A 19,260-nucleotide genomic window follows, 5' to 3' on the forward strand; every position below is an offset into this window, starting at 1 on the left:
GCGACTCGGCAAACGCCTAAAACGTCACGGCATCACGGGGTCATGGGGGCGTGCAGGCTGTCGCGGGCTTCCGCCGGGCTTGAGGCGACTTTGGCGCTTACGCTGCCATCGTCTTCCTTCACCAACCGGACCATGCTCGCACCCTGCTGGCGCGCGATAATCAGGGATTCGCTGATCATGTCCTCGATGGAGCGGACGAGATCGCGCGCGGATGCGGCATCGCCCATGCGGCTCTGGCGGCGCATGACATCGATCAGCAGGGCGGCGTCGATTCCGCCCGCATCCACCTTCAGGCCATAGCCCTCGATCATGGTTTCGATTTCCAGCGCGGCCACGCGGGCAATATCCAGCCCCCGCAGGGTGCGGAACACGAAAATGCGGTCCAGGCGGTTCAGCACTTCCGGCGCGAATCCAGCCTGGCGCAATGCCTCGACCGACTCGGCGCGCATGCGGTCGGGGTCGTTGTGCAGCCGGTCGGCAATTTCGGTCAGCGCCTCGGTGGCGATGTTGGAGGTCAGCACGAAAATGGCGCGCACGGTGGAAATCTGCTGCCCGGTGGAGGCTTCGGTAATGTGCCCGTCATTCCATGCGGTCAGGAATTTCTTGAACACATCGGGGTGGGCCTTTTCGATCTCGTCCAGCAGCACCACGGCGTCGGGTTTTTCCTGCAGGCCGCCGGTCAGCTTGCCGTAGCTGTCGGACCCTACATAACCCTTGGGGGCGCCAAAAAGCTGGGTGGCCGCGTGCGGGCTGCTCATCTGCGTCATGTCAAAATGCAGCAGCGGGCGGTCAAGCTGGCGGGCAAGCTGCTTGGCCAGATAGGTCTTGCCCGTGCCCGGAGGGCCGGCCAGCAGGAAAATACCCACCGGCTTGCCGCGCACCTGCAACGCCAGACGGCGGCGGAGCTGCTGGGCCATGTCCTCGCACACCTGGTCCTGCCCGATCACGCGGGCCCGCAGGTTGGCGGCCAGTTCCTCTGCATCCAGTGTGGTTTCGCGCTGTTCGCGCGCCAGCATGTCTTCCAATGCGGCGCGGTTGGTCAGTCTGGCCAGAACATCCATGATGAACCCCCTGCGGCGTAATAGCCCCTTGCGTGAGATTTTCTCCGCGCGTGTTTCAAACAAAAGGCCCGCGACACTCAGCGCCAGCCCGCCCGCGGCCAGCAGCGGCCAGACTGACGCGCCCCATTGCAGCACATGCGCAATGGAATGCACGGACAGATGCAGGCTGAGCGCTATCTGGATGCTGGCCAGCAGCAGGAAGATCACCATCATCAGCGGCATCAGCCGGTTCAGGGTCGGTAGCAGCGCCTTCATTGTGCAATGACCGTCAAAGCCAGGGTATCCCCTTTATATACGATCGGCAGCGTCTGCGGGCCGAATAGCGTGACTACGCCGCTGGCTATGCCTGTCGGGCCGGGGTCCGTGACAGGTATGATATCGACATGTCCGCTCATGGCAATGGGCAGCACCACGGTCTGCGGGGTGGAGGTCAGATGCACCACATGGTGCCACGCCCCGGAGATCAGGGTGACGGTTCCACCCGTGCCGGAGGCATCGTAGATGGGCATGACCGCAAGCCGTGCGTCCCGGCGTTTGACGGCGGCCAGGATGCTGGCCTGCTCGTCGGCCGAATAATCGGTCGCAGCCAGTGTCTGGGCGGCTTTTTCAGGCGCGATCAGGTTCAGGGGCAGGCCGGTGCGGTTGGCGTCGTCCGCTGCCTGCGCGCTTTCCTGTGCTGCGGGTAGCGCGCCCGAGCCCTTGCCGCCCCCCATGAAATGCGCGCCCGCTCCGGCCACCAGCACGCAGGCTGCCAGCCCGATCAGGGCCATGCGTCCGCCCGACGGGGCTTCCGCCGCACGGGGCTGTGGCTTCCATGCCGGATCAGGTTCTTTGTGCATGAACGATCTGTCCTCCCGGCCCGCCATAGTGTGGTGCCATTCGTTTTTGATGCACCTAGTTGCAAATATGTCGCGCCGGTTTACATAAAAGCATGGTCGCGCCACGATGCAACGCGTAAACGTCATGCCGGAGCTAAACTTATTTTCAGGTGCCGTTGCGTGTAAAGCACCAGCACCATGCAGGGACGGCTGTTTTTTCCGCCCCTTGCGGTTTTGCTGGGCATCCCCTACATACAGGGCTCATCCTTCTCAATAAGTCATAACGTTTCGGGGGGTGGCCTTGACGGGCCGCCTTTTTTGCATTGGACGCTGATCTTTCTGCCCATAATGGCCTTGAAGGCCGCCTTGTCGCGCTGATTTCTCCTGCCCTGGACGATATGGGGTATGAAATCGTGCGCGTGGCGGTGCTCGGGCGTGAACGTCCGACGGTCCAGATCATGGCCGACCGGGCCGATGGCACGCTGATCGGTGTGGAGGATTGCGAGCGTATCAGCCATGCGGTGGGTGCGCTGCTGGATGTGGAAGACCCCATTCCCGGTGCCTGGACGCTGGAAGTATCCTCCGCCGGAATCGACCGCCCGCTGACACGGGCAAAAGACTGGAACCGCTTTGCCGGACATCAGGCCAAGGTGGAACTGATGGTCCCCCAGGACGGCCGCCGCCGCTTTGGCGGTGTTGTGCTGGGATGTGACGCGGGTGTCGCCCGCATGCGGCTTGACGACGGACAGGAAGTGGCGCTGCCGCTGGCCGAAATCCGCCGCGCAAGACTGGTGCTGACGGATGCGCTGATCGAGGCCAGCGCCCCTCCGGGCCAGCCCGGGACGGAGTCTGATACGGATACGGCGCCAGATGGCGGGCACGACGACGGGGCCGCTCCGTCAGCCCGCCCCGGCCGGAATGCCGGTCGTAAGGTACATTGATAAAGCTGCGTGCTTTGGAGAGCTGAGAGCATGGATACCTCTGTTTCCCGTCCTGAACTGCTTTTGGTGGCAGACGCCGTCTCGCGCGAGAAAGGTATCGAGCGTGAGGAGGTGCTGGAGGCCATGGAACAGGCCATCCAGAAAGCCGGACGTGCCAAATACGGCCACGAAAAGGACATTCGCGCCACCATCGACCGCCGCTCCGGCGAGGTCCGGCTGTCGCGCTGGACCGAAGTGGTCGAGCAGGTCGAAAACGAAGACACCCAGATTGCCTGGGCCATCGCCCAGCGCTTCCGCCCCGAGATTCAGGCTGGCGAATATCTGATCGACCCTCTGCCCCCGATCGATTTCGGGCGTATCGCGGCGCAGACCGCCAAGCAGGTCATTGTCCAGCGCGTGCGCGAATATGAACGCAAGCGCCAGTACAACGAATTCAAGGACCGCGTGGGCGAGATCGTGAACGGTACGGTCAAGCGCACCGAATACGGCAACCTGCTGGTCGAGATCGGCTCAGCCGAGGCGCTGCTGCGCCGCGATGAACTGATCCCGCGCGAGACGTTCCGTAACTCCGACCGGGTTCGCGCCTATATTTACGACGTGCGCGACGAGCCGCGTGGCCCGCAGATTTTCCTCTCCCGCACGCATCCGGCCTTTTTGGCCAAGCTGTTCGCGCAGGAAGTGCCCGAAATCTACGACGGCATCATCGAAATCAAGGCCGTGGCCCGTGACCCCGGTTCACGCGCCAAGATGGCCGTGATCTCGCGCGACGCCTCGATTGACCCCGTGGGGGCGTGCGTTGGTATGCGCGGTTCGCGCGTGCAGGCGGTCGTGGCCGAACTGCAGGGCGAAAAAATCGACATCATTCCCTGGAGCCCGCAGGCCGCCACGTTTGTGGTGAACGCGCTGGCCCCGGCTGAAGTCAGCAAGGTGGTGATGGATGAGGACGCCGGCCGCGTCGAGGTTGTCGTGCCCGATGACCAGCTTTCGCTGGCGATCGGCCGTCGCGGGCAGAACGTCCGCCTGGCCAGCCAGTTGACCCGGTGGGATATCGATATCCTGACCGAGGCCGAGGAATCCGAACGCAGGCAGGAAGAATTCCGTCGCCGCACCGCGCAGTTCGTCGAAGCCCTGGATGTCGATGACGTGATCGCAAGCCTGCTCGTGACCGAAGGCTTCCATAATATCGAGGAACTGGCCTACGCGGACCCCGACGAGCTGAACACGATCGAAGGTTTTGACGAGTCGGTCGTGGGCGAGCTGATGCAGCGGGCCGAAGCGCACCTGGTCAGGCAGGAAGAAAAGCTGGACGAACACCGCCGTGACCTTGGTGTGTCGGACGATATTGCCAATATGGGCGTGTTCACGAACCAGATGCTTGTGACACTGGGTGAAAAAGGTGTAAAAACGCTGGACGACCTCGCCGATCTGGCTGGGGACGAACTGGTTGAGCTTCTTGGGGCCGATGCCATCGAAGAAGACGCAGCCAATGAAATTGTCATGGCAGCCCGCGCACATTGGTTCGAGGATGAAGCCAAGCCGTCTTCCACTGAGCAGGAAGAAGGTAGGGCTGGCGCCTGAAGGTAGCTCTGGAAGGCCTGATACAAGGGTGAGTAAGACGCTCCTGCCTGAGCAGGAAGACCCAATCCCTCCCGTATCCTGCACGCCTGAACCCGGTTCGGACACGCAGGATGAAAAAGGGCGCCACAGGCGCTGCGCCCTCACACGGGAGGAAGGGGTGCCCGAGCTTATGCTCAGGTTTGTTGTCTCGCCCGCCGGTGTCGTGGTGCCCGACCTGGACGCACGTCTGCCCGGTCGGGGAATTTGGTTGAGTGCCCGGCGGGATGTGATAGAACAGGCCCGCGCCCGTGGCGTGTTCGCACGTGCGGCGCGGATGCAGGTCCGGGTGCCGGAGGATCTGCTCTCCCAGGTGGAGGGCGGGCTGTTGCGGCGGGTGACCGATTGCATCGGACTGGCGAGAAGAGCCGGTCAGGCTGTAAGCGGTTTTACGAAGGCGCGTGAATGGGTGGTGCAGCATCGTGCTGCGGTTATCGTTCATGCGCTGGATGGAAGCCGTGAGGAACTGGACCGCCTGCTTTCGGGTGGGCGGGATATTCCAGTGGTAAGAACGTTGACGGCAGGGGAACTGGCAAAGGTTTTCGGGCGTGAACGGGTTGTGAATGTGGCGCTGGCGGCCGGCGGGCTGGCTGAGCGCCTGAGTCATGAAAACATGCGTTTTACGGGGGTGGCACAAGGCGGCTCCCGGGTCTTCCGGACCTTTCCGGCAGACGGGTTTGAACAGGCGGGTCAATGAGCGAAGGCAAGGATCAGGATCAGGGTAAAGGGCGTTTGTCCCTTCGGCCGGCAGGACGTTCGGAGGTTGGACGGACGGTCGATGCCGGATCCGTGCGGCAGAGTTTCAGTCATGGCCGCTCCAAGGTTGTGCAGGTAGAGGTGCGTAAAAAACGCGGCGCGGGTCCCGGTGGGGCTGGTGGCGCGCGTCCGGGTGCTGGCCGTACACTGACCGCAGCCGAACTGGCCATGCGCCAGCGCGTGCTCGAGGAACAGCACAAAGAGGCCGAACTGGCCGAGCGGCGTGAAGCCGAACGGCGCGAGGCGGAGAAAATCCGCATTCTTTCCGCGGCGGAAGAAGCCCGCCGCAAGGAAGAAGAAGACAAGCGCGCCGCCGAGGAGCAGATCGTTGCCCAGGCCGCGGCGGAAGAAGCCGAGCGCAAGGCCCGTATCGACGCCATCAAGCCCATCGAATCCAAGGACCCTGTGGTTTCCGCGGTTCCCATCCCCGGTGAGGTCACGCTTGCACCGCCGGTTGGCAGGCTGCGTCCGCTGGCCGAGCGCGCGATCATGCCGCCCAAGCCGCTGCGGCCCGCCACACCGGCGCCGGCAAGCCGCCCCGCGGCTGAAAGTGCTGCCTCCGACCGTGACGGCGCAACGCCGGCCCAGACCCTGCGCCTGCGTGCGGGTCGCGGTATGGAGACGGAAGAAGAGCAGCGCCGTGGTCCGGTCCGGAACAAGGCTGTGCCGCCCAACCGCAAAAGCAGCAGCGGCCGCAAGGGCGAGACCAGCGGTGGCCGTCGCGCCGGACGGATCGACGTGCAGGCGGCGATCGAAGGGGATGACGACAAGACCCGCTCGCTCGCCTCCGTGCGTCGCCAGCGTGAACGCGAACGCCGTCAGGCCGAGCTGGAACGCCTGCGTTCCGATCAGGTGAAGGTCGTGCGCGACGTTATTCTGCCCGAAACCATTACCGTGCAGGAACTGGCCAACCGTATGGCCGCCCGCCAGGGTGAGGTGATCAAGGCGCTCATGAAAATGGGTGTCATGGCGACCGTCACGCAGTCCATCGACGCCGATACCGCCGAACTGGTGGTGGAGGAATTCGGCCACCGCGTGCGCCGTGTTTCCGAAGCGGACGTGGAACTGGGGATCGAAGGCAGCAAGGACACCGCCGAGGACATGCAGGCCCGTCCGCCCGTGGTGACCATCATGGGGCATGTCGATCACGGCAAGACCTCCCTGCTGGACGCCCTGCGCACGACCGATGTCGCGGCGGGCGAAGCCGGTGGCATTACCCAGCATATCGGGGCCTATCAGGTAACCCTGCCTTCCGGGGCGCGGATCACCTTCCTCGATACGCCGGGTCACGAGGCCTTTACGGCCATGCGTGCGCGCGGTGCGTCCATTACCGACGTGGTGGTGCTGGTGGTGGCGGCGGATGACGGCGTGATGCCGCAGACGGTCGAAGCCATCAAGCACGCCAAGGCCGCGAAAGTGCCGATGATTATCGCCATCAACAAGATGGACAAGCCCGGCGCCAAGCCGGACCGTGTTCGTCAGGAACTGCTGCAATATGAAATTGTAGTGGAATCCATGGGCGGCGATACGCAGGAAATCGAGGTTTCCGCCCTGAAGCGGACCGGTCTCGACAAGCTGGAAGAGGCCATTCTGCTCCAAGCCGAAATTCTGGAACTGCAGGCCAATCCGGACCGTCCGGGCGAAGGTGCGGTGATCGAAAGCCGTCTGGATCGCGGGCGGGGTTCGGTTGCGTCCGTGCTGGTGCAGAAAGGTACCCTGCGCAAGGGTGACATTGTGGTGGCCGGTGCCGAATGGGGCCGCGTGCGTGCCCTGGTCGATGACCGCAGCCGTCAGGTGGATGAAGCCGGGCCTTCCATGCCGGTGGAAATTCTGGGCCTGTCGGGTGTGCCCGCTGCTGGCGCGCCGTTCGTGGTGGTGGAAAACGAAAATCGCGCTCGCGAGATTTCCGAATTCCGTCAGCGCAAGCTCAAGGAACATCAGGTTGCGGGCCAGGTTGCCGCCCGTGGCACGCTGGACCAGATGCTGGCGCGCATCCAGGCTGGCGACCAGAAGGAAGTTTCCGTTCTGATCAAGGCGGACGTGCAGGGTTCGGCCGAAGCGTTGCAGGCAACGGTGCTCAAGCTCGCCAACGAGGAAGTGGGCGTACGCGTTCTCAATGCCTCGGTCGGGCAGATCACCGAAAGCGATGTGCAGCTTGCCAAGGCGTCGGATGCGGTCATTATCGCCTTCAACGTGCGTGCCACGGTGCAGGCCCGTACACTGGCCCAGCGCGAAGGTGTGGATATCCGCTACTACTCCATCATCTATCAGGTGGCGGACGACGTGGAAGCCCTGGTGCGTGGCAAGCAGGCGCCCAAACACCGCGAGAAGTTCCTTGGCTATGCCGAAATCCGCAGGGTTTTCGAAATCAGCAAGGTTGGCAAGGTCGCCGGTTGCTTCATTACCGACGGCGTGGTCAAGCGCGGTTGCGGCGTGCGTCTGCTGCGTGATGGCGTGGTGATCCATGAAGGCGATCTGAGCCAGCTCAAGCGCTTCAAGGACGACGTGAAGGAAGTGACCAAGGGTTACGAATGCGGCCTGTCTTTCGCGGGGTATAACGACCTGCGCGAAGGCGACGTGGTGGAATGCTTCGAAAGTGAGCTGGTTCCGGCATGAGCCGTAAAAACAGTGCAGGTAAAGCGGGAGGGCCGGCGGACTATCTCGCCGGCCTTTCCTCATCCGGCCCATCGCAGCGCCAGCTGCGCGTAGGCGAGGAAGTGCGGCGTGTTCTGGCGGAACTGTTCGCCCGCACCGCCTTTCGGGACCCGGAACTGTCTGACGTGACCATTACCGTGACGGAAGTGCGGCTTGCGCCGGATTTCCGCCATGCGACGGTTTTTGTAACCCGTCTCGGGCGGAGCGACGTTGCCAGTCTGCTACCTGCGCTCAAGCGGGTTGCGCCGTGGCTGCGTACGCAAATGGCCCATACCTTGCGGCTGCGCACGGTACCGGAGCTGCATTTTCAGGCCGATACCGCGCTCGACACGGCCATGCATGTCGATACGCTGCTACGCCTGCCCGAAGTCAAACGCGACCTGGACAGGGACGCGGATGAAGCGGAAGAAGATTAAGGGGCTGGTTTAAAAATCCGTCGGGTTGGTCTGACGGATTTTTTTGCCTGCATGATCGCGGCTTCCCGTTTTCCTGCCAACATCACATATCCCAAGCCGGATCTGTCCTGTCAGGCAGGCATGGTCTGGCGCCGATCTTTCAGCGCCGATATCTGGACTGCACGGTCAGGTACCCGGCATGAGGTCGTTCTTTTGCAGGGTCGCATAGGCTGCGGGTGGGTGACGGTCAGGGACGCGTGCACCATTAAAAAATCCCTGCAGGTGGTTGCAGAAATCGACCGGCGCAATGGTTCGGGAATTTCCAAAAGCTTTTGATAAAATTTTTTTCAGAAAATTTTTGAAGAGCTGCGTCTTTCCAGAAAAGGCGACGCCTGAAAATTTTTATCGGCATGGTGTCTGGCTGCACGTCAGTCCCTGTGCAAAAAGCCGCAACCCCGCACGGGTTACGGCTTTTTATGCCGGGCTTTGCCGGGCTTTGCCGGGCGGAAACGGTTACTGCACCAGCCGTGGGCGGCTGCGTTCCTCCAGCACCAGAGGCTGACGGTAGAAGCCTGTTTCCTCGGGAAGCTGGAACTGCCTGACCAGCCCGTTGAGCGTGTGGCTTTCATTGGCCAGACTTTTCGAGGTGGCGTTGAATTCCTCCGCCACGGCGGCGTTCTGCTGGGTTGTCTGGTCAAGTGAGCCCACAGCGGCGTTGATTTCGGACAGGCTGGAGGACTGCTCTCTGGCGGCGGTCGCAATCGCGTCGAGATGTTGGCCCATTTCGCTGATAAAGTCGGAAACAGTCCGCAATGTATCGCTGTTTTCGCGCACGCGGTCCGATCCTTCCCTGACGTCGGCGGAGGTTTTGCGGATGACGGATCGGACATCTTTCGCTGCTTCGGCACTTTTTTGCGCCAGGTTCCGCACTTCGTTGGCGACTACGGCAAAGCCCCGGCCCACGTCACCGGCGCGCGCGGCTTCGACACTGGCGTTCAGGGCGAGAATATTGGTCTGGAAGGCAATATTGTCGATCACATCGACAATGGTGGCGATCTGCTCAGACCCGTTTTCGATCCGGCGCATGGCTTCTTCCGTCTCGTGGGTGATGGTAGCGGACATGGCGGCGGACTGGCGGGCCTGGGTTCCGATCTGCCGTGCATTTTCCGACCGCGTTGCGGAGTCGGCCACGCTGGTGGCAATGCCCGCCACGGAGGAGGCGGTTTCCTCCAGCGATGCGGCCTGGTGTTCGGTCCGGCGGGCGAGATGGTCCGCCCCGGTGGCCAGTTCGCGCGCCCCATCGGTAATGGTGTGGACCGCGCTGGACATCTGCGAAAACGCGCCGGCAAGCTGGGTCAGGGAGTGGTTGAAATCGTGGCGCAGGGGCTCGAACTCCTCGGAGAACCGGGTCTCGATCTGAAAGGACAGATCGCCCGCCGCCATGCGCCGCAATCCGGCGGCCAGATCGCTCGTGGCGGTATGCAGCCTTTCGGACGCTTCCGCCTCGGCCCGGGTCTGGATACTGATCCGCTCGGCCTCGGCCTGCTGGCGCCGGGTCTCGGCTTCGCGTTCCAACTGCTGTTTTGCAATGGCCTCGGCCCGGAAAATTTCCAGCGAACGCGAAATATCGCCAATCTCATCCTTGCGGACAGAAAAAGGAAATGTCTGGTCGGTCTGCCCCTTGGCCAGCCGGGTGATGGAGGTATTGATTTTTTGCAGCGGGCGCAGAATTTTGTACAGGACCACAAAAGCGGATGTGATCATGACCCCGAACAGCGCGATATAAGCCGCGTAAACGCGCCATAACGTGGTCTGGTAGGCCGCGTGCGAGGCTTTGGCATAGCTGACGGCATGGGCGATGTTGACGGTGGTCAGCGACGCCAGGGTGGAGGCCATGGTTTCCTGCAGGTCCCGCAGGCGGGCGCCAGCGGCAATGGCGTTGCTCTTGTCGTCCGAGAGGGTCCAGTTCCTGAATGTGTCGTCGTGGTCGGTCTTGTACTGCGCCCATTCCGTTTGCAGGTTGCGAAAGAGCGTTGCCTCCTGCGGGGATGAGACCAGAGGGGCATAGGCCCTGATATTCGTTTCCTCCTCATCCTCGATCGCGGTGACGAGGGATGCCAGCATGGCCATGGTCTCGGGCGTGGAGGCCGCAAGCTGTTCTGATTCGGTAATCCGGAAGGCGCGCAGCAGGTCGTCGATCGGGGCTATGGCCTTGATGCTGGCAATGGACTTGCGGTTGATCTGTTCGATCTGGTCATTGACCTGTTGCAGCCCCCAGATCGAACTTGCCCCGGCTATGAGACACGCCCCTGCGACACAGAGCTGCACGAGGCCGAGAGACGCTTTAATGCCTAATGGTCGCAAGGATCACCTATGGATTCCGGTTATAATGCTGGCGGTCGTTCTTGTTTAATACGGGACGTCATGCGTCAGTAAAAATTGTAACCAGTGGGGCGGGTGCCCCGGTTTTCGGGGACCATGACATGTATAGTGCAGGCATTGTGCTGGCAGGTGTCATGCATGTCTCTGATCGTGTCCGCAGATCCAGCGCCCATCCTGCAATGGGGCGTGGTATCGTTAAATATACGTAAAAATTTCAATAAAGCGAATATATTTTGCATGGGCTATAGTTTGGCCTATGCGACACAGTTCTTTACCGTAACGGACTGTGCGGCCATTATGTGCTGCCATGCGTTTTGTACGTTCCACCCGTGCCACCCTGCCTGCGCGGGCGTGAAGAACGACTGCGGCGGTGCCCGTGTCAGCTTTTGTCCTGCTGCTGCACGACAGGGCGGATGGCGAAATTGCTCTGGATACGCACCACGCCGGGCATGCGGGAGAGTTCTTCCTTATGGATACGTTCGTAATCCTGCATGTCGCGTGCTTCCACCCGCAGCAGGTAATCGGCGTCTCCTGTCATCAGGTAGCATTCGCGCACGTCGGGGCATTCGCGAATGCGGCTTTCAAAGCGGCGCAGGCATTCCTCGGTCTGTCGTTCAAGCGTGATCTGCACAATGACTGTGGCCACGGGGGCCAGGCTCCGGCGGGCGATAATGGCCTGATAACCGCGGATCACGCCTTCCTGTTCCAGCTTGCGCACGCGCCGCAGGCAGGTGGATGGTGAAATGCCGACTCGTTCGGCCAGGTCAGCGTTGCTCAGCCGTCCGTCATGGCGCAGGTGGCGCAGAATGGCCTCTGTCGTGCGATCTGACATGATCTGTCTTTTCCGGTGGTTTTGTGCATGATAATTCTAAAATAAAGCAATATTGGCAGATTATGCACCATAATGGTGAGATATGCCATCAGGACTGAATTAAACTTTCAACATCGTAACAAACGCAGGGGGTGTGCGTGGCCATGCTTTCCAACCCGGCATTTTTCCCCGCTGGGCTTGCGGCCCAGGGGGCCCGTCGCACCCCGTTCCCGGACGGAGGGGCTTGGCCCTGCGCGCGCGCAGGCGCGGTGCTTACCATCGATCTGGGGGCTGTGGCATCCAATTACCGGCAGGTGGCCCAGCGTGCCAGTGGCGCGCTCTGCGCTGCGGTGGTCAAGGCGGACGCCTATGGCCTGGGGGCGGCGCAGGTTGCCCCCGCGCTGGAACAGGCGGGAGCCCGGCAGTTTTTTGTCGCCCATGTGGATGAGGGGCTGGCCCTGCGCCCGCATGTTTCCGCCGCGTGCGGCATTACCGTCCTGCACGGTCCCAGGCCGGATGCGGTGGCCGAATGTCTGGAGCACGGGCTGCGGCCGGTGCTCAACAGTCTCGAACAGATCGGCTGGGTGCGCGATGTGGCCCGCAGGCGCGGGCAGGTGGTGGATGTGGCCCTCCAGCTCGACACCGGCATGTCCCGCTTCGGGCTGGCGGAGGCCGAACTGCGGCAGGTCGCGCAGGACCCTTCCGCGCTGGAAGGGCTGTCGCTCACGCTGATCATGAGCCACCTCGCCTGTGCGGACACTCCGGCCGATCCCGCCAATGCCATGCAGGCCGCGCGGCTGCGCGCCTATGCCGCCATGCTGCCGCCCGCTCCGCTCAGCCTTGCCGCGTCGTCGGGCGTGTTCCTGGGGTCCGACTATCATTTCGACCTCGTTCGGCCGGGTGCGGCGCTGTATGGCGTGGCCCCCAATACCACGGGGCCTAACCCGCTCCGTCAGGTGGTGCGCCTGCAGGGCCACGTGTTGCAGACCCGGGCTTTAGGCAAGGGGGACCGCGTGGGCTACGGGCTGACATGGCAGGCCCCCGGCCCATGCCGCGTGGCGACGCTCAGCGTGGGGTATGCGGACGGGTTTGCCCGGCAGGGGGCCGAGACGGGCTGCGTGTGGTTCAGGGGTGTGCGCCTGCCCATTCTGGGCCGGATTTCCATGGATTCCATGACAGTCGATATTTCAGCCCTGCCCGAAGGCCAACTTGAGGCCGACGGCATGGTCGATCTTTTGAACGAGAGCTACGGCGTGGACGCCGTGGGCACGGCGGAAGGGACAATCGGGTACGAGGTCCTGACCTCGCTCGGGCGGCGCTATCACCGGGTTTACACCGCCAGTCCAGCTCCTTGAGTGTGACGGAAAGAGCATCAGCATGAAAATACTTGTTCTGGGCAGTGGCGTCGTGGGCGTGACCTCGGCGTGGTATCTGGCGCGTGCCGGGCATGAGGTCACGGTGGTCGACCGGCAGGAGGCCGCGGGGCTTGAAACCAGCTTTGCCAATGCCGGGCAGGTTTCGCCGGGGTATTCCTCGCCCTGGGCCGGGCCGGGTGTGCCGCTGAAAAGCGTCAAATGGCTGCTTATGAAATACCGGCCATTCGTGTTCTGGCCCATGCCGGACCCGCATCTGTGGCGCTGGCTGGTGCAGATGCTCGAAAACTGCACGACACCCGCCTATAACCGCAACAAGGGGCGTATGGTCCGACTGGCCGAATACAGCCGGGATGTGCTGCGTGACCTGCGGGCGGAAACCGGCATTACCTATGACGACCGCCAGCAGGGCACCCTGCAGGTGTTCAGAACCGCCAGGCAGCTTGACGGCATTGCCTCTGACCTTGCGGTGCTGCGCCAGTATGACGTGCCGTACGAAGTCATGGATACGGCGGCCTGCGTGCGGGCCGAACCGGGGCTTGCGACATCGGCCCACAAGATCGTGGGCGGCCTGCGCCTGCCGGGCGACGAAACGGGGGATGCCTTCAAGTTCACGCAGAACCTGGCAGACATGGCGCGCGCCGCCGGGGTCACGTTCCTGTATGGCACGTCCATCCGCCGGATCCGGGCCGAAGGTGGCCGGGTCAGCGGGGTGGAAACAACGCGCGGTGTGCTGACCGCCGACCGTTACGTGGCCAGCATGGGCAGCTATACGCCCGAACTGCTGCGGCCTTTGGGCATGCGGCTGCCGGTCTACCCGGTCAAGGGATATTCGCTGACAGCCGATATTACCGACGAATCCCGGGCACCGGTCTCCACCATCATGGACGAGACGTTCAAAATCGCCATTACCCGTCTGGGGGACCGTGTGCGTGTGGGCGGCACGGCGGAACTGGCGGGGTTCAGCCTGCGCCTGCGCGAACCGCGCCGTGCCACGCTGGAACATTCGGTGACGGATATGTTCCCCGGCAGTTGTGACGCCTCCCGCGCCCTGTTCTGGACCGGCCTGCGACCCATGACCCCGGACGGCACGCCGGTTATCGGGCGCACCGCGCTGGAAAACCTGTACCTGAACACCGGGCACGGCACGTTGGGCTGGACCATGGCCTGCGGGTCGGGCCGGGTGCTGGCTGATCTCATGAGCGGGCGCAGGCCCGATATCGACTATGAGGATCTGAATATCTTCCGCTACGGCATGTAGCTGCTGGCGGCTTCACCGGCTTCAAAATGTCATGCACCGGGTAGCAGGGTTGTTTTTCTCGCGTCCGCGACAAATTTTAATCTTGTGTTAGCATGTGCGCAGGGGTCAGCCAGAGACCCCTGTTGGACGATGGCAACGGCAGGACGGAGCAGGGTGAAGGTGATAGTGACCAGAACGACGCAAAGCGGCATCGTACACACACAGCAGACAGGCGGGCGCATGCTGGCAGTGCGCGGGCAGTCGGGCCAGGTGCCGGGTCATATGCGGGGTGGTGCGGGCAGGTTTGTCAGGGGGCTGAAAGTCCTGGCGCTGGCCAGCGCGCTGACCGGTATGGGCGTGGGCCTGGCACCTGGCGCGGCCTGGGCCCAGGTATCTGCACCTGTTGCCAGCCCGGCCTCCACCCCGGTTTCCACTCAGGCAGCGGTGGCGGCGCAGTCTTCTGCCACGGTGTCTGCCCCTCCCGCGCGGGCCGTATCGTCCGTTGTGCGCAGGAATGGGGCGGACCGTCCATTGCCGGTGGCCGACAGGGCGTTGGTCGAAGATCTGGAGCACCGTACTTTCGACTGGTTCTGGGATTCGGCCGACCCGACCAACGGGCTCGTGCCCGACCGGTTCCCCTCAGACCAGACCCAGAGCAGTGTCGCCTCCGTCGGTTTTGCGCTGACAGCTTACGGGATTGGCGTGTCGCGCGGGTACATCACGCGTGAGCAGGCGGTGTCACGCACGCTGCTGACCCTGCGCACCATGCTGCGCCTGCCCCAGAACGCGACAGAAGACCAGACATCCGGGTATCATGGGTTTTTCTACCATTTTCTCGACCACAAAACCGGTCTGCGCCTGAACCACGATATCGAGCTTTCCAGCATCGATACGGCGCTGCTCATGCAGGGTGTGCTGTTTACGCGCAGTTTCTACACGGCCGATACGGTGGAGGAGCGCGAAATCCGCCAACTGGCCGATACGCTGTTCAACCGCGTGGACTGGCGATGGATGCTGCGGCCCGACAACCGCATGAGCATGGGCTGGTCGCCCGAGCATGGCTTTCTGGCGAATTACTGGGAAGGCTACAGCGAAGGCATGATGCTTTACATCCTCGGGCTGGGGGCGAGCACATCGGCGCTGGAACCTGTCTCGTGGCAGGCGTGGCTGTCCACCAATGCCCAGCGCTGGGGCAATTCCTACGGGCAGACCTTTCTCAATTTCGCGCCGCTGTTCGGCCACCAGTATACCCATGCCTGGATCGATTTCCGTGGTATCCGCGATGACTGGAGCCGCCAGAAGCAGATCGACTATTTCGAGAACAGCCGCCGTGCCGTTTATGCCCAGCGCAACTATGCCGAGGCCAATCCCGGCAAATGGCACGATTACGGCCCCAATGTCTGGGGCCTGACCGCAAGCGACGGCCCGGCTGAAACCACCCGGACCGAAGACGGCCAGCCCCGCAAGTTCATGAGCTATTCCGCCCGGGGTGTGGGGCGTGACTACACGCTGGATGACGGCACGCTGGCCCCCACGGCGGCGGGTGGGTCCATTGCCTTCGCGCCCGAGATTGCCCTGCCCGCCCTGCGGACCATGAAAAGTCGGTACGGCCAGCGTATTTACGGGCAGTACGGTTTTGTGGACGCTTTCAACCCCAGCTACCACGAAAGCGGGCAGCAGGCGTACTGGGCGGACAATACCTATCTGGGCATCGACCAGGGGCCAATTCTGCTGATGCTGGAAAACTGGCGTACCGGTCTGGTGTGGGACACCATGAAAACCAGCGACGTGATCCGCCGCGGGCTTGAACGCGCGGGCTTTACCGGCGGCTGGCTGGGCAGGCCGGACGCGCCGGGGGCATCCGGCCACAATGCGGCTCCTGCCCATGCTTCGGCTGGAACAGGCCACAAGGATGCGGCGGCCGCCGAGCCGGTGCATGCGGGCGGGGTGGTCCAGGGGGCGTCCCAGCCGGGCTGACCCCGGCCGCCATTGCCGGCCATTGTTCCTGCTCGTCATTCTGGCTGCAAATCCCGCTCAGGAACACGGAATCTGTTCCTGAGCGGGGTTGGCCGGATGATTGCGGGCTGAAATCAGGCCCGATCGCGCCTTGCCGATCACGTCCTGTCAGGTAGGCGGCATCAGCTTATGCCGCCTGCCTGTTCCGCCCCCCGCATGGGGGCAGCTACGGGGTTGGTATGGGAACTGCCCGGATCAGCCCTGATACGACGCGATTTCGATCAGGTTTTCATCGGGGTCGTGGCAGTAGACCGATGTAATGGGGCCGATCGCCCCCAGCCTGGCCACCGGCCCTTCCACGATCTGTACACCGCAGGCCCGCAGGTGCTCGATCACGTCCGCGCTGGTAATGGCGGCGATAAAGCACAGGTCGTTCCCGCCGGGCAGCGCGTGGGTGGCGGTGTCCCACCCCTGCGCGTCATAGGGGCGCAGGTTCAGTTTCTGTCCGCCAAAGCGCAGGGCCGTACGGTTGTTGCGGCCATATTCCTCCCGTTCCATGCCCAGCACACGCTGGTACCACGAGGCGGAAATTTCGAGGTCCCTGACAGTCAGGACAACATGGTCCAGACGATCCACTGTAAAGCGCATGAAACCGCACCACTCCTTTTATGGCGGCCTTTCCGGCAGGGAAAGGCCGCACCCTCTGGCCGTACCCTCTGGCGCAGGATAGCGGCGCCGGGGTTTACAGTTCAGCGTAGAAGTCGTTGCCCTTGTCATCAATAACAATAAAGGCGGGGAAGTCTTCCACCTCGATCTTCCATACCGCTTCCATGCCCAGTTCGGGGTATTCCAGAACCTCAACCTTGCGGATGCAGTCCTTGGCGAGACGGGCCGCAGGCCCCCCGACCGAACCCAGGTAGAACCCGCCATATTTCTGGCAGGCGTCGCGCACGGCCTTGGACCGGTTGCCTTTGGCCAGCATGACGAATGACCCGCCATTGGCTTCCAGTTCGGCCACGTAGGAATCCATCCGCCCGGCCGTGGTGGGGCCGAAGGAGCCCGTGGGCATGCCCTCGGGCGTTTTGGCGGGGCCTGCGTAATAGACCGGATGGTCCTTGAGGTACTGCGGCAGTCCTTCGCCACGCTGGAGACGTTCGCGGAACTTGGCGTGGGCGATGTCGCGCGCCACCACTACCGTGCCGGTCAGCGCCAGCCGGGTCTTGACCGGGTATTTGGACAGTTCGGCCCGGATTTCGTCCATCGGGCGGTTCAGGTCGATTCTGACGGCCTCGCCTTCCAGATGTTCGTCCGTGGTTTCGGGCAGGAAGCGGGCCGGGTCGTGTTCGAGTTGCTCGAGAAAGAAGCCATCCGCCGTGATCCGGGCCTTGATCTGCCGGTCGGCCGAGCAGGACACGCCAATCCCCACCGGCAGGGAGGCGCCATGCCGGGGCAGGCGGACCACGCGCACGTCATGGCAGAAATACTTGCCGCCGAACTGCGCGCCAATGCCCAGCTTGCGGGTCAGCTCCAGCACTTTGGCTTCCATGTCCACGTCGCGGAAGGCGTGGCCCGTCATGTCCCCCGTGGTGGGCAGGGCGTCATACCAGTGGGTGGAGGCCAGCTTGACGGTCTTGAGCGTCTGCTCGGCGGACATGCCGCCAATGACAATGGCCAGGTGGTAAGGCGGGCAGGCGGAGGTGCCCAGCGTGCGGACCTTGGTGTCCAGCCAGTCCAGCAACTGCTGTTCTGATCCCAGCAGGGCGCGTGTTTCCTGGAACAGAAAGGTCTTGTTGGCCGACCCGCCGCCCTTGGCCACGAACATCATGTCGAATTCTTCGTCATGTTCGCCGGCGGGGCTTGCAAAAATATCGCATTGCACGGGCAGGTTGGTGCCGGTGTTCTTTTCCTCGAACATGGTCAGCGGCGCCATCTGGGAATAGCGCAGGTTGGTGCGGGTATAGGTTTCGTACACCCCTTTGGAGAAGGCGATTTCCTCGTTACCGTCCACCCAGACGCGCTGGCCCTTCTTGCCGAAGACAATGGCCGTGCCCGTGTCCTGGCACATGGGCAGCACCCCGCCCGCCGCGATACAGGCGTTCTGCAAAAGGTCGAGCGCTACGAAGCGGTCATTGTCCGAGGCTTCGGGGTCCTTGAGGATGGCGGCCAGTTTTTCCAGGTGCGAGGCCCGCAGGAAATGCGCCACCTCGTGGAAGGCCTGGGCCGTGAGTTCGGTCAGTGCTTCGGGTGCGATATGCAGCACGGTCCTGCCGCCGCACTGCGAGGTGCTGACCCCCGCGAGCGCGAGCTTGCGGTAGGTGGTGGTGTCCTTCCCCAGCGGGAAAAGGGGGGAGTACACAAATTCGGGAAGAGGAGGGCGGGGGGGCTGGCTGGTCATGGTCTTGTCTGTTCTCCATTGGCCGTGTCCCCCTGCCGGGGGGTCAGGCTGGTGATGGTCCTTTCCTGCGGAACGCGTCAAGGCTGACAACCTGGGAGGCTGCGTCCTCTTGTGCATCCGTGCCAGCCGCCTCGGGCGCGCCGGCGTGGTCTGTCTCGGCCCCGGTTGTGTCCTCGTCCGGCTCACCTGCGTCAAACTGCAGGCTGAAGCGGATGGACGGGTCCGCGAACCCCGTAATGGCCCGCACGGGAATGACCAGGATCGAGCCAACACCCCCGAAGGACAGGCCGACAGACACCGTGCCTGCCGTGCGGTCCACCTTCAGGTCCCAGAACTGGTGTTGCAGCACGATGGTCATTTCATGCGGGTACTGGGCGCGGAGCCGAGAGGGAATATCCACTCCCGGGAAGTCCGTCAGGAATGTCAGATAGAAATGGTGCTCTCCTGCAAGCCCTTCGCGGCTCACATGTTCGAGTGCGCTCAGCATTACGCCGCGATAGGCGTCGTCCAGCCAGCGGTCGTAGGGCAACAGGCTGGTGGACGGGAATGCCTCATCCCCGCTGGTGTGGTCATGGTCATCAGCCATGCTGGTCTCCCGTAATGGTCTTTTTGGGTCTTTGGTCGTTGCAGGTGCCGTCAGGCTGGCCCTGGCTGCGTGGCATCAGCCATGCGCGAAAGGTGGGGCCAGTGCAACCCGTCTGTGCGGTCCTTTTACCATATCCGGACCATGGCGGCGACCGTTCACATGCGCGCATGCGCCGGCACCGGGCAAAAACCGGGGGCCGGAGACGAACACAATCTGCCTGAAAGGTGGGAGGGCTTCTGTTGCCCGGTGCCCTCCCGAACCGCGCTTATCGCTTATG

General features: G+C 63.0%; 15 protein-coding genes. 8 read left to right on the forward strand and 7 right to left on the reverse strand.

Going from position 1 to position 19,260, the window contains the following annotated elements:
* Positions 1–32: 32 nt before the first annotated feature.
* Both ABF990_RS11555 and ABF990_RS11560 read right to left on the reverse strand, forming a co-directional pair.
* Positions 33–1,316, reverse strand: a complete 1,284-nt coding sequence (locus tag ABF990_RS11555; protein ID WP_415490884.1) for an AAA family ATPase — start codon at positions 1,314–1,316, stop codon at positions 33–35.
* On the reverse strand, positions 1,313–1,900 hold the full coding sequence (locus ABF990_RS11560) for a hypothetical protein (protein WP_415490883.1): 588 nt from the start codon (positions 1,898–1,900) through the stop codon (positions 1,313–1,315). Before ABF990_RS11560 ends, ABF990_RS11555 begins: the two co-directional genes overlap by 4 nt.
* 302 nt (positions 1,901–2,202) lie before the next feature.
* Between ABF990_RS11560 and rimP the strand changes: the two genes are divergently transcribed.
* The 5 genes from rimP (at position 2,203) to rbfA (ending at position 8,261) form a co-directional block, all read left to right on the forward strand.
* Positions 2,203–2,820: a ribosome maturation factor RimP gene (gene rimP / locus ABF990_RS11565; protein WP_415500157.1), complete on the forward strand. Its 618-nt coding sequence runs from the start codon at positions 2,203–2,205 to the stop codon at positions 2,818–2,820.
* Positions 2,821–2,850: 30 nt separating this feature from the next.
* Positions 2,851–4,398, forward strand: coding sequence for a transcription termination factor NusA (gene nusA / locus ABF990_RS11570; protein WP_415500156.1), 1,548 nt, complete (start codon positions 2,851–2,853; stop codon positions 4,396–4,398).
* 64 nt (positions 4,399–4,462) lie between these two features.
* Positions 4,463–5,131, forward strand: a complete 669-nt coding sequence (locus tag ABF990_RS11575; protein ID WP_415490915.1) for an RNA-binding protein — start codon at positions 4,463–4,465, stop codon at positions 5,129–5,131.
* Positions 5,128–7,806: a translation initiation factor IF-2 gene (gene infB, locus ABF990_RS11580; protein ID WP_415490880.1), complete on the forward strand. Its 2,679-nt coding sequence runs from the start codon at positions 5,128–5,130 to the stop codon at positions 7,804–7,806. The genes ABF990_RS11575 and infB overlap by 4 nt, the downstream gene beginning before the upstream one ends.
* Positions 7,803–8,261: a 30S ribosome-binding factor RbfA gene (gene rbfA, locus ABF990_RS11585; RefSeq protein ID WP_415490879.1), complete on the forward strand. Its 459-nt coding sequence runs from the start codon at positions 7,803–7,805 to the stop codon at positions 8,259–8,261. Before infB ends, rbfA begins: the two co-directional genes overlap by 4 nt.
* A 492-nt stretch (positions 8,262–8,753) precedes the next feature.
* On the opposite strand, the gene ABF990_RS11590 is transcribed toward rbfA, so the two are convergent.
* Both ABF990_RS11590 and ABF990_RS11595 read right to left on the reverse strand, forming a co-directional pair.
* Positions 8,754–10,604 (reverse strand): methyl-accepting chemotaxis protein, encoded by a 1,851-nt coding sequence (locus ABF990_RS11590; RefSeq protein WP_415500155.1) that lies wholly within the window; start codon positions 10,602–10,604, stop codon positions 8,754–8,756.
* A 397-nt stretch (positions 10,605–11,001) separates the two neighbouring features.
* Positions 11,002–11,454 carry an Lrp/AsnC family transcriptional regulator gene (locus tag ABF990_RS11595; protein WP_415490877.1) on the reverse strand — a complete coding sequence of 151 codons (453 nt, stop codon included), beginning with the start codon at positions 11,452–11,454 and terminating at the stop codon, positions 11,002–11,004.
* A gap of 143 nt (positions 11,455–11,597) precedes the next feature.
* Between ABF990_RS11595 and alr the strand changes: the two genes are divergently transcribed.
* The 3 genes from alr (at position 11,598) to ABF990_RS11610 (ending at position 16,023) form a co-directional block, all read left to right on the forward strand.
* Positions 11,598–12,788, forward strand: a complete 1,191-nt coding sequence (gene alr, locus ABF990_RS11600) for an alanine racemase (RefSeq protein ID WP_415500154.1) — start codon at positions 11,598–11,600, stop codon at positions 12,786–12,788.
* Positions 12,789–12,810: 22 nt separating this feature from the next.
* Entirely contained in the window at positions 12,811–14,067 is a 1,257-nt protein-coding gene (locus ABF990_RS11605; RefSeq protein WP_415500153.1) for a D-amino acid dehydrogenase, read from the forward strand.
* A 159-nt stretch (positions 14,068–14,226) separates the two neighbouring features.
* Entirely contained in the window at positions 14,227–16,023 is a 1,797-nt protein-coding gene (locus ABF990_RS11610) for a glucoamylase family protein (RefSeq protein WP_415506619.1), read from the forward strand.
* A 234-nt stretch (positions 16,024–16,257) separates the two neighbouring features.
* On the opposite strand, the gene ABF990_RS11615 is transcribed toward ABF990_RS11610, so the two are convergent.
* The 3 genes from ABF990_RS11615 to ABF990_RS11625 form a co-directional block, all read right to left on the reverse strand.
* Complete coding sequence (locus ABF990_RS11615; RefSeq protein ID WP_415490873.1) at positions 16,258–16,650, reverse strand: VOC family protein; 393 nt, start codon at positions 16,648–16,650, stop codon at positions 16,258–16,260.
* A 94-nt stretch (positions 16,651–16,744) separates the two neighbouring features.
* Positions 16,745–18,397, reverse strand: a complete 1,653-nt coding sequence (locus tag ABF990_RS11620) for a fumarate hydratase (protein WP_415500151.1) — start codon at positions 18,395–18,397, stop codon at positions 16,745–16,747.
* Between the two features lie 43 nt (positions 18,398–18,440).
* Complete coding sequence (locus tag ABF990_RS11625) at positions 18,441–18,983, reverse strand: SspB family protein (protein WP_415490871.1); 543 nt, start codon at positions 18,981–18,983, stop codon at positions 18,441–18,443.
* Between the last annotated feature and the right edge of the window lie 277 nt (positions 18,984–19,260).

Origin of the sequence: Acetobacter sp. (assembly GCF_047723915.1) — a bacterium.
Classification (GTDB): domain Bacteria; phylum Pseudomonadota; class Alphaproteobacteria; order Acetobacterales; family Acetobacteraceae; genus Acetobacter.